Below are 11,293 nucleotides of genomic sequence, written 5' to 3' on the forward strand. Positions count from 1 at the left end.
CCGCCGCGCCCCGCCCCGGCTCGCGGCACCCCTCCCCACCTGCACCTTCAGCCGGTAGCGGCGGCGCCGTATCCTCGTGCACATGAGCGAAACGGTGGCTTTGGGCCCGGAAGACCAGAAGATCATCACGCTCGCCCGGTCCACCCGGGCGCGCAACGGTGTGCCGGAGGGCGCCGCCGTGCGCGATGAGACCGGCCGTACCTATGTCGCCGGCACCGTCGCCCTGCCGTCCCTCCAGTTGAGCGCGTTGCAGACGGCCGTCGCGATGGCCGTGGCCAGTGGTGCGACGTCACTGGAGGCGGCTGCCGTGGTGAGCGAGGCCACCGCGGTGGCGGCGGAGGACCTGGCGGCCGTACGGGACCTCGGCGGCCCGCAGACCCCGGTGATCCTCGCCGGTCCCGACGGCGCGCCGCGGGCCACCGTGGCCGCGGGATGACCGCCGGCGACCTGCCCGGGCGGGGCACCGCACAGGCCGCCGGGTCCGCGACCGCACCCGACGCGCACGGCGCCGACGGGAAGGACGCGGCCGGCCCGCGGGCCACGACCGGGCCGGCCGCCACGACGCATCCCGCCACGACGCATCCAGTCCCCGGACCCGCCACCGGCTCCGCCCCTGGCGTGGTCGCCGAACCGGCCCCGGCCCCCGATCCGGTCACGGGCCCGGTCGCTGAACCCGCCACCGACCCGGCCACCAAGCCCACCGCCCCCGCACCCGGGCGCACCCCCGCACCGCGAAGCGCCCCCGCACCGCGGGGCGAGGGCTCGGCGGTGGGCTGGGCGCTGTTGGTCTGTGGCACGTTGTTGCTGGTCAGCGTGGCGGTGGATGCGGTGTCCGGGGACGGTTTCGCCTGGTTCACGCTGGCCTGGGTGCTGATCCTGTTGCCCGAGGCCGTGCGCAAGGTCCACCTCGGGCGCGGTGACACCCGGCGGGCCGACAAGACGGACCCGCTCATGGTCGGCGGTGCGGTGGTGGCCGCCGTGATCTGTTGGGCCGGTCTGATCTACGACTGGGCCAGCGGCAACGGCACCCACTGGCTCGTGCTCGCCGCCACCGTGCTGATGACGCTCGGCGGAGTGGTCTGGCTCTTCCGTCGACTGACCCCGAGCCGGTGACCGGGCCCGCCACCGCCACCGCCACACCGACTGCGACCGGCTGGGCCCGCCGTACCCGGTCCACGTCGTCCGCGCGCACCGCCCCCCGCCCCCGGCCGTCGGGCCGCACGTCAGCCACCGTACGGGGTCGCCAGCCCCGCACCAGCCACCCCGTACGCGGCGCCCGCCCCCGGGCCGGTCCGAAGCCGGTGGGCCGCCGTGGCACCCCCGGATGGTCCGGGTCGCCGCCCCGATCGGGGAGAATGAGCACATGAGCGCTCGTACCCCCTCCACCGATGCCCCCCATCGCGCGGGCTTCGCCTGCTTCGTCGGTCGCCCCAACGCGGGCAAGTCCACCCTGACGAACGCTCTGGTCGGCACCAAGGTGGCCATCACCTCCAACCGGCCGCAGACCACCCGCCACACCGTGCGCGGCATCGTGCACCGCCCCGACGCGCAACTCGTCCTGGTGGACACCCCCGGCCTGCACAAGCCGCGCACCCTGCTCGGCGAGCGGCTCAACGACGTGGTGCGCACCACCTGGGCCGAGGTCGACGTGATCGGTTTCTGCCTGCCCGCCGATCAGAAGCTGGGCCCCGGCGACCGGTACATCGCCGCCGAACTGGCCGAGATCAAGAAGACGCCCAAGGTCGCGGTCGTCACCAAGACCGACCTGGTGGACTCCAAGCAACTGGCCGAGCAACTCATCGCCATCGACCGCCTCGGCCGCGACCTGGGCATCGAGTGGGCCGAGATCGTCCCGGTGTCCGCGGTGGCCGACACCCAGGTGCACCTGCTGGCCGACCTGCTCGTCCCGCTGCTCCCGACCAGCCCCCCGCTCTACCCCGAGGGCGACCTCACCGACGAGCCCGAGCAGGTCATGGTGGCCGAGCTGATCCGCGAGGCGGCCCTGGAGGGCGTACGCGACGAACTGCCGCACTCCATCGCGGTCGTGGTCGAGGAGATGATCCCGCGGGCCGACCGCCCCAAGGACAAGCCACTGCTCGACGTGCACGCCAACGTCTACATCGAGCGGCCGAGCCAGAAGGGCATCATCATCGGCCCGAAGGGCGCCCGGCTGAAGGAGGTCGGCATGAAGTCGCGCAAGCACATCGAGGCGCTGCTCGGCACCCCCGTCTTCCTCGACCTGCACGTCAAGGTCGCCAAGGACTGGCAGCGCGACCCGAAGCAACTCCGCAAGCTCGGCTTCTGACCCAGACCGGGCGGGCGGCCCCGCGTCTCACCGCCCGGGCCGACGACGGCGCGTACCGCCCGGTGGCCTGACAGCGCCGCGTACCGCCGGTGCCCTGCCAGCGGCGCCTACCGCCGGGTGGGCCGAGCAGCCGGACCCGGCCCCGGGGCAGGTTCGTACCACCCGGGCCGGGTGGGGCCGCTCAGCCGCCCCACCAGCCCCTACTCCACCGCCCCCGCGATCAGCGCCGTCCCCACCCGGACGAAGCCGATCTGCCCGTACAGGCGCGCCACCTCCTCGTCCGACGCGGACAGGAAGACGGTGCGTACCCCGCGCGTGCGGGCGTCGGCGGCCAGGGCCGCGGTCACTGCCAGGGCGAGCCCGCGGCGCCGGGCCGCGGGCAGCGTGCCCACCCCGACGATCTCGCTGACGTCGGCGACGACCAGCCGCTGCCCCGCACAGAGCGCCAGCCCGCTGGCGTCGTCCACGGCAGCCGCCACCGCCGTCCGCCCCGCCCGGATGCCGTCGGCGGCGGCCCGTACCGCATCCGGCGTGCCGTACCGGGGGAGCGCCGCCACCAGTTCCGCCGGGCCCGCTGAGCCGACCCGGGTGCCGGGGTCGGCGAAGGCCAGGTGCGGCACCGTCAACGCACCGGGCAGCGCGGGATCGGCCGGCGCGACCATCCGTACGGTGATGCCGTCGGGCCGGTGCCGCACCATCGGCAGCAGCGCGCCGGGCCCCAGCACCAACAGGGGGTGTTCGCGCACCGCGAGGCCCGAGCGTTCCACGGCCGCCCGCAGGGTCGGCGTGGTCTCCGCCACCCATTCGAAGCTCTCCGGCAGCCCGAGCGCCCGCTGCCGCTCCCGCACCCGGTCCACGTCGTCCGCGCGCACCGGCCCGGTCGACCCGAGCGCGGGCCGCGCGTACAGCGGCCAGCCGGTCCCCTCGCGTACGAACAAGGTCAGCGGCCCGATGTCCTCGGCCCGGGCGACGGGACGTGACACCGCGTCATAGAACCGTTCCAGGCGGGCCAGCAGGGGGCGGTGAGGGGTCATGCTGCGATCCAAGCAACACGTCGGTGCGCCGGGCCACTGGGTTTTGAGGGGGCGCCGGCGAGCCCCGGCGCCTCAGCCGATACCGCCGGCAGCCGCCCCGCGCGCCCTCACGCCCCTTCCTTGAGCACCGTACGGATCAGCTCCCGCAACCCCTCGGTGAGTTTCGGATCGGCGCAGTACACCGGGGCGCCGTCGACCTCGATCCGGTACTGGAAGCCGTCGGCGACGCCCACCGGGGCGGACCGCGACCCCTCGCCGAGCGCCGCACGGGCCAACTCCTCAAGGCGCGCCGCATCGGGCCGACCGGCGCTCTCCAGCTCGGCCCGGCGCGTGATGCCGGCGAAACCGCCGGTCCTGGTGACGGTAATCCGCATGGTCCCTCTCTACCGGGCCGGCGGCCCGGCTGGCTACCCGCGCCGAGGAGCGGGCGGGTCCGAGCCGGCGCCACCGGCCCGGGTCCGCCCGCGCCCGAGTGCTTCAGGCGCCGGTCGGCACGCCCACCCGCGACCACGCCTTCTCCAGCGCCCGATGTTCGTCGCCGACCCCGAACCGGGACTCGGCGGCGGCCAGGGTCAGCCGCGCGAAGTCCGCGAAATTGGCGTCCGAGGCGAGCTCACCGCCGGTCAGCACGTCGTACCAGACCTGCCCCGCACGCTCCCAGGCCGGGCCGCCGAGATCGGTCGCGGCCAGGTAGAAGGCGTGGTTGGGGATGCCCGAGTTGATGTGCACACCGCCGTTGTCGTCGCCGGTGCGCACGTAGTCGTCCATCGTCGCCGGCTGCGGGTCCTTGCCCAGCACGTCGTCGTCGTACGCGGTGCCCGGCGCCTTCATCGAACGCAGCGCCACCCCGGTGACCCGGTCGGTCAGCAGCTCGGCCCCGATCAGCCAGTCGGCCTGGTCGGCGGTCTGCCCCAGCGCGTACTGCTTGATCAGCGAGCCGAAGACGTCCGAGATCGACTCGTTGAGCGCGCCCGACTGGCTGAAGTACTCCAGGTTGGCCGTGTACTGGGTGACGCCGTGCGTGAGCTCGTGGCCGATGACGTCGAGCGGCAGCGTGAAATCGCGGAAGACCTCGTCGTCACCGTCGCCGAAGACCATGCGTTCGCCGTCCCAGAACGCGTTCCCGTAGTCCTGGCCGTAGTGCACGGTGGCGTCCAGCGGCAGCCCGCTGCCGTCGATCGAGCTGCGGCCGTAAACCTTCAGGTACAGGTCGAAGGTGGCGCCGAGCCCCGCGTAGGCGCGGTTGACGCTGGCGTCCCTGCCGGGCTCCTCGCCCTCGGCGCGGACCTGCTCGCCGGGCAGCTCCTCCCGGTTGCCGGCGTCGTAGATGGTGCGCTGCGGCTGGTCGGACGGCTGCCGGCCGGCAGCCGTGGCGCGCACGCCGCGCACCGTGGTGATGCGCCGCCTGGTCCGCTGGAGCGCGTCCCGCTCCAGGGTGCGGCGGGCCGGCTCGTGGAGCGCCGGGTCCTCCGCCCTGGCCAGCTTGTCCAGGACGTGCGGCGGGACGATGGTGCAGAAGACGCCGGCCCGAGCTGCGGCCGGTCGGTCGGGCCGCTGCGCGGCCGGACGGTCGGTGGGGGGTGCGCCCGCCGGTGCGGCGGGGGACCGGTGCTGGTGGGTGCGTGAGTCGTCCATGGGAGGCAATGTGGCACCGGCCCCGGGACCTGTCATGACTGGCCGAGGGGATTACCAAAAACGAGTGGTTGACCCCGGCAGGCGCGTGACGGCCCCCCATCCCGCATAGTGATACGGGGTACGGCATTCTCTCGCTGCTCGGTTACGCTGCTCCACATCATGCGTTTTGGGCTGCTTCTCCTTAGCTGCCGCGGCGAGGGCCTGTAGTCGTAGGCCGACCCCCTCCCCGCGGAGTTCGGTGATGCGGACGTTCCGCCCCGTCGGCCGGCCCCAGCGGACCCCGAGGAGCCCCGCGCACCATGTCGAACGCATCGAACCCGCCGCACGCCGCGACCAGCACCGCACCCTCCAGCACCGCAGCGGGCGACCGGCCCGCCGGCGCCCCGCGCCCCGTCGGCCGCCCCACCCCGCTCACCGCCGCCACCCGCACCCAGCAGCCGTCCGCCCTGCCCGTGCACCGCTACCGCCCGTACGAGGCCGTGGACATCCCCGACCGGACCTGGCCCGAGCGGCGCATCACGACCGCCCCCCGCTGGCTCTCCACCGACCTGAGGGACGGCAACCAGGCGCTGATCGACCCCATGTCGCCGGCCCGCAAGCGGGAGATGTTCGACCTGCTGGTCCGCATGGGCTACAAGGAGATCGAGGTCGGCTTCCCCTCTTCCGGACAGACCGACTTCGACTTCGTCCGCTCGATCATCGAAGAGGACGCGATCCCCGACGACGTGACGATCTCCGTCCTCACCCAGGGCCGCGAAGAGCTGATCGAACGCACCGTGGAGTCGCTGCGCGGCGCCCGCCGCGCCACCGTGCACCTGTACAACGCGACCGCGCCGGTCTTCCGCCGGGTGGTCTTCCGCGGCAGCCGCGAGCAGGTCAAGCAGATCGCGGTGGACGGCACCCGGCTGGTCGTCGAGTACGCCGAGAAGATCCTCGGCGACGACACCGTCTTCGGCTACCAGTACAGCCCGGAGATCTTCACCGACACCGAACTGGACTTCGCGCTGGAGGTCTGCGAGGGCGTCATGGACGTCTGGCAGCCCGAGGACGGCCGCGAGATCATCCTCAACCTGCCCGCCACGGTCGAACGCTCCACGCCCAGCACGCACGCCGACCGCTTCGAGTGGATGAGCCGCCACCTGTCCCGGCGCGCGTACATCTGCCTGTCCACCCATCCGCACAACGACCGCGGCACCGCCGTCGCCGCCGCCGAACTGGCCGTCATGGCGGGCGCGGACCGGGTGGAGGGCTGCCTGTTCGGCCAGGGCGAGCGGACCGGCAACGTGGACCTGGTGACCCTGGGCATGAACCTGTTCAGCCAGGGCGTGGACCCGCAGATCGACTTCTCGCAGATCGACGAGGTCCGCAGGACCGCCGAGTACTGCAACCAGATGGAGGTCCACCCCCGCCACCCGTACGCGGGCGACCTCGTCTACACCGCCTTCTCCGGCTCCCACCAGGACGCCATCAAGAAGGGCTTCGAGGCCATGGAAGCCACCGCGGCCGAGCGCGGCACCACGGTGGACGACCTGGTCTGGGAGGTCCCGTACCTGCCCATCGACCCCAAGGACGTGGGCCGCTCGTACGAGGCGGTCATCCGGGTCAACTCGCAGTCCGGCAAGGGCGGCGTCGCTTACGTCCTGAAGAACGACCACAAACTGGACCTGCCGCGCCGGATGCAGATCGAGTTCTCGAAGATCATCCAGACCAAGACCGACGCCGAGGGCGGCGAGGTCACCCCGGACCAGATCTGGGCCGTCTTCCAGGACGAGTACCTGCCCACCGAGCCCGGCTCCGACCAGCGCCCGTGGGGCCGCATCCAACTCCGCAACGGCCAGAGCACGACCGACAAGGACGGCACCGACACGCTGACCGTCGAGGCGGTCGTGGACGGCACCCCGACCGCGCTCACCGGCTCGGGCAACGGCCCCATCTCCGCGTTCTTCCACGCGCTCCAGTCCATCGGCATCGACGTACGCCTGCTGGACTACCAGGAGCACACGATGAGTGAGGGCGCCAGCGCCCAGGCCGCCTCCTACATCGAGTGCGCCATCGACGGAAAGGTGCTGTGGGGCATCGGCATCGACGCCAACACCACGCGCGCCTCGCTCAAGGCGGTCGTCTCGGCCGTCAACCGCGCGGCCCGCTGACCACGACTCCGCGTCCCCGGCCGGGCTGGACTCCGGCCGGGGACGCGTTGTTTTCGGTCGGCACGTCATCGGGGGACGCGTCGCGTGGTGGCGCGTGGTGAGCGTGGCGTGGTGCGGGCTTAGGACGGGGCGTTGGAGCGGGGCGACTTGAAGCGGGGCGGCTTGGGGTGCGTGCGCCGGCGCGGGGCGGAGCGCGGCTGGGTGGGGTTGGCCTGGCCGGCAGGGGCGCACGGCCCACCGCCCCCGCCGGCACGTGGGATTCTCGGTCGATTCCCGGCACCCGCGGCCCGCACCGCGACGGAGCCCGCCCCGCCGTTTCGGCAGGCGAGGCACCCGAGGATGACGCCACGCCCGCAGGACGCTCCGGGGAGTAACAACAGTTGTCTCCGTACGGGGTACTGACGCCGCGTCTCAGATGTGGCTAACATCACGTCGAGGCGGCGGCTCTGCTTGCAGATGGGTAACAAAAGTGCAGAGGCGTGGTGAAGCAACGCAACGGAGCGATGCGAAGCGTCAGGGAGGTGCCACGCGATGTACGCGCGAGAGACACGCGAACGGAGCCTGTGCGTCATCGGCGTACGCACGAGCTGGCGCACGGTCGGCGACGGCGAGTTCTTCTGCACCGGATGCGGCGGCGACCGCAACTACCGGCGGCGGACGGGGCGTCGCAGAGTCGTCGTGCTCGGCCTGCCCCTGCTGCCGCGCGGGCCCGTGGCACCGGTCGTCGAATGCTCGGCCTGCCGCTCCCGCTACGGCACCGAAGCCCTCGACCACCCCACCACCACCCGGCTGTCGGCCATGCTCAGGGACGCCGTCCACACCGTCGCACTCGCCGTACTCGCCGCCGGCGGCACCGAGGCGCGCCCCGTGCGCCAGGCTGCGGTCGGCGCGGTGCGCGCCGCCGGGTACGCGGACTGCGACGAAGAGCAACTGCTCGATCTGATCGCCGCGTTGGTCGCCGACACCGGGCGACTGCCCGGCATCGCGGGCGACGAGGACGCCCTCGCCTTCGGCCTGGGCGACCCGAGCACGGCGCTCGCCATCGAACTGCACGAGGCGCTGGAGCCGTTAGCCCCCCACCTGGCCCCCGCGGGCCGCGAGAGCATCCTGCTCCAGGGCGCCCGCATCGCCCTGGCCGACGGCACCTACTGCCCGGCCGAGCGCGCCGTCCTGGAGACGGTCGGCCGCGCCCTCTCACTCGACCCCGACGACACGGCACGACTGCTGCTCGCCGCCTCCCACGCGGCGTCCTGACCGGCCGCAAGCACACGATCCCTGCTTCGCGGCCGTCTGTTGCGGACTCCTGCCTGTGGCTGCCCGTTTGGGGCTTCCGCGCGTGGCTTCCTGGTTGCGCCTGCTCATCTGTGACTGCCCGTACGGGACTGTCTGTCTGTGGCTTCCCGGCTGGGGGAGTCTCGTTGCTCGTTGGCCGTGGCCGTGGCCGTGGCTGGTGGCTGGTGCGTGGTGCGACGGGGGTGGTTTGGTGGGTGGCCGGCGGGGCGATCGGGCCGGTGGACGTGCGGGGGGTGGCGCTTTTACGGGGGGAGTGGGGGCGTTCTTACGGGGGCGGGGGAGTTCTTCGTTGGGCCGCTGGGCCGTCCGGCCGGGCGGGGCGGTGCGTACTCCCCCTGGTAGCTGATGCCGTGACCGGCTCCTGGACCTGCGGCTTCAGACTCCGGACTCCCGGTGCGCGGCTTGCGGCTCCCGGCTCCCCAGCCGCCGAGGACGCTGCACGGAGTACTCCCCAGGGAGTAACACCAGGCCACTAAGCCCCGTCGAAGTACCGCCCATCTCCCTCCCCGCGCCGACGATTCCCACCCCCGAGCCCGGAAACCTGGATGTGTCAGCACACCAGGCAGAGAAGGGGGGCCCGCATGGCGGTCACACGGACCACCAGGGGCGACGCGGGCGCAGGGGCCGCGCGGGAATCGGACGGCGTACGAGGGGGCGGGGTGCCGGGCGATGGCCCGGGCGGTGCCGGCGACGGACCAGACGGTGCCGGCGGCGACATGGCGCCCAGGGGAGCGCCCGGCCCCGTGGCGAGCAAGAGACAGCGGCGGGGCGTGCCGTGGTCCCTGATCGGCCTGTGGATCGCCGTCCTCGCAGTGGCCATGCCCTTCGCCGGCAAGCTCAGCGGCGTCCAGGACGACACCGCGGTCAACTACCTCCCCGCCAGCGCTGATTCGACCCGCGTGGCCGAGCTCCAGGCGGCGATGCCCGGTGGCGACACCACCGATCTGATCCTCGTCTACCACCGCGAGAGCGGCCTCACCGAAGCCGACCGGGCCAGCGCCCGGTCGCACGTGGCGAAGCTGGCCGACGACTACGAGTTCAGTGGCGGCCAGCAGCCCCGGGCGGTGGACTCCAAGGACGGCACGACGGTGATGTACGGGGTGTCGCTCAGCGGCATGCCCGACGAGGAGGACCAGAACAAGGCGGTCGACGACATCAGGGAGGCCGTCGACGACCACCCCGAGGGGCTGAGCGTGGACGTCGGCGGCTCCGGCGGCCTCGGCGCCGACGCCAACAAGGTCTTCGAGACCGTGGACGGCACGCTGATGTTCGCCACCGCTGGGGTCGTCGCCGTCCTGCTGATCCTCACCTACCGCAGCCCCTTCCTGTGGCTGGTGCCGCTGATCGTCGTCGGCGCCGCCACGGTCACCGCGATGGCCGTGGTGTACGGGCTGTCGCAGGCGTTCGACGTGACCATCACCGGGATGAGCTCGGCCGTCATGACGGTCCTGGTCTTCGGCGCCGGCACGGACTACGCCCTGCTCCTCGTCGCCCGATACCGCGAGGAACTACGCCGACACCCGCGCCCGTACGACGCGATGGTGGCCGCCGTGCGTGGCTGCGGCCCCGCGGTGCTGGCCTCGTCCGGGACGGTGGCGGCCGGCCTGCTGTGCCTGCTCGCGGCCGACCTGAGCAGCAGCAAGGGGCTCGGCCCGGTGGGCGCGGCGGGCGTGGTGTGTGCCCTGGCGGCGATGATGACGCTGTTGCCCGCCATCCTGGTGCTGCTCGGCCGCCGCGTGTTCTGGCCGCTGATCCCCGCGTACGGCAGCACCCAGAGCGGTCGGCGCAACGTCTTCGCGGCGATGGGTGGTTCGGTCAGCCGCCGCCCGGTCACCTTCCTGGTGGGCGGCCTGGTGCTGCTCGGGGCGCTGGCCCTCGGCACGTTGAACGCCCCCGGTGACCTCAAGCAGGAGGACACCTTCACCAACAAGCCCGAATCGGTCTCGGCGATGGAGACCCTCGCCGAGAAGTACCCCGAGCAGGGCGCCCAGCCTCTGACCATCATGGCCCCCACGGGCAGCGCGGACGCCGTACTGAGCACCGTGCGGTCTCAGGAGGGGATAGCCAGCGCGGAGCGTGGCCGAACCGGAGCAGGCTGGACCGAGATCAGCGCCTTCGCCAAGGACGCCCCCGAGTCGTCCGGCGAGGTCCGCACCATCAAGCGACTGCGCTCCGCACTCACCGACCTCGACGGTGGCGAGGCCCTGGTCGGCGGCGCCAGCGCGGAACAGATCGACCTGGAGAAGACCAACGCCGACGACCGCAAGGTGGTCATCCCGCTGGTGATGCTGGCGGTGTTGCTGATCCTGATAGCACTGCTGCGCAGCCTGGTCGCCTCGGCGATGCTGGTGGGCGCCGTGGTCGCGGTCTGGGGAGCGGCCACGGGCCTGGGCGGGCTTCTCTTCGAATCGGCCTTCGGGCTGGAGGGCATCGACCCCGGGCTGCCACTGATCACTTTCGTCTTCCTGGTCGCACTGGGCGTCGACTACGGCATCTTCCTGATGCACCGCATGCGTGAGGAGGCAGTCAAGGGGGCGAGCACGCCGCAGGCGGCCCTGACCGCACTGCACACCACGGGAGGCGTCATCGCCTCCGCGGGCCTGGTACTCGCCGCGACCTTCGCGGTGCTCGCAACCATGCCGATGGCGATGATGCTGGAGTTGGGCTTCATCATCGCGGTGGGCGTCCTGCTCGACACCTTCCTGGTCCGCACCTACCTGGTGACCTCGGCGAGCCTGCTCCTCAACCGCTGGGTCTGGTGGCCGGGCAAGCTCTTCCGCCGCCAGTCCGCACAGATACCGACCGGCCCGGCCAGCGCGGGCGAGCTGACGACGGCCGAGCGCGTGGGGTGACCGAAGCCCACCGCTGGGCGCCCC

The 11,293-nt window shown here is 72.7% G+C and carries 9 protein-coding genes; 6 read left to right on the forward strand and 3 right to left on the reverse strand.

The features are described from left to right. The first annotated feature begins 82 nt into the window (after window positions 1-82). The 3 genes from ACMA1D_RS03100 to era all read left to right on the forward strand — a co-directional run bounded on the left by ACMA1D_RS03100 (window position 83) and on the right by era (window position 2,305). Window positions 83-436: a cytidine deaminase gene (locus ACMA1D_RS03100; protein WP_414722291.1), complete on the forward strand. Its 354-nt coding sequence runs from the start codon at window positions 83-85 to the stop codon at window positions 434-436. Next, on the forward strand, window positions 433-1,113 hold the full coding sequence (locus ACMA1D_RS03105) for a hypothetical protein (RefSeq protein ID WP_414722292.1): 681 nt from the start codon (window positions 433-435) through the stop codon (window positions 1,111-1,113). The genes ACMA1D_RS03100 and ACMA1D_RS03105 overlap by 4 nt, the downstream gene beginning before the upstream one ends. A 250-nt stretch (window positions 1,114-1,363) precedes the next feature. Beyond that, complete coding sequence (gene era / locus ACMA1D_RS03110) at window positions 1,364-2,305, forward strand: GTPase Era (protein ID WP_414722293.1); 942 nt, start codon at window positions 1,364-1,366, stop codon at window positions 2,303-2,305. A gap of 200 nt (window positions 2,306-2,505) precedes the next feature. On the opposite strand, the gene ACMA1D_RS03115 is transcribed toward era, so the two are convergent. The 3 genes from ACMA1D_RS03115 to ACMA1D_RS03125 all read right to left on the reverse strand — a co-directional run bounded on the left by ACMA1D_RS03115 (window position 2,506) and on the right by ACMA1D_RS03125 (window position 4,974). Further along, complete coding sequence (locus ACMA1D_RS03115; RefSeq protein ID WP_414722294.1) at window positions 2,506-3,339, reverse strand: GNAT family N-acetyltransferase; 834 nt, start codon at window positions 3,337-3,339, stop codon at window positions 2,506-2,508. A gap of 107 nt (window positions 3,340-3,446) precedes the next feature. Then, window positions 3,447-3,713, reverse strand: coding sequence for a protealysin inhibitor emfourin (locus ACMA1D_RS03120; protein WP_414722295.1), 267 nt, complete (start codon window positions 3,711-3,713; stop codon window positions 3,447-3,449). Between the two features lie 103 nt (window positions 3,714-3,816). Beyond that, the gene (locus tag ACMA1D_RS03125; protein ID WP_414722296.1) at window positions 3,817-4,974 is read right to left on the reverse strand and encodes a M4 family metallopeptidase; all 1,158 of its coding nucleotides are present in this window, start codon (window positions 4,972-4,974) and stop codon (window positions 3,817-3,819) included. Window positions 4,975-5,273: 299 nt separating this feature from the next. On the opposite strand from ACMA1D_RS03125, the gene leuA reads away from it, so the two are divergent. The 3 genes from leuA to ACMA1D_RS03140 all read left to right on the forward strand — a co-directional run bounded on the left by leuA (window position 5,274) and on the right by ACMA1D_RS03140 (window position 11,269). After that, on the forward strand, window positions 5,274-7,124 hold the full coding sequence (gene leuA / locus ACMA1D_RS03130; protein WP_414722297.1) for a 2-isopropylmalate synthase: 1,851 nt from the start codon (window positions 5,274-5,276) through the stop codon (window positions 7,122-7,124). A gap of 531 nt (window positions 7,125-7,655) precedes the next feature. After that, window positions 7,656-8,378: a TerB family tellurite resistance protein gene (locus ACMA1D_RS03135; protein ID WP_414722298.1), complete on the forward strand. Its 723-nt coding sequence runs from the start codon at window positions 7,656-7,658 to the stop codon at window positions 8,376-8,378. 755 nt (window positions 8,379-9,133) lie between these two features. Then, a complete protein-coding gene (locus tag ACMA1D_RS03140; protein WP_414722299.1) occupies window positions 9,134-11,269 on the forward strand; it encodes an MMPL family transporter in 2,136 nt (711 codons plus the stop codon). Window positions 11,270-11,293: the final 24 nt, after the last annotated feature.

The sequence above is a fragment of the Streptomyces sp. 796.1 genome (assembly GCF_047525675.1).
In the GTDB taxonomy this organism is placed as follows: Bacteria; Actinomycetota; Actinomycetes; order Streptomycetales; family Streptomycetaceae; genus Streptomyces.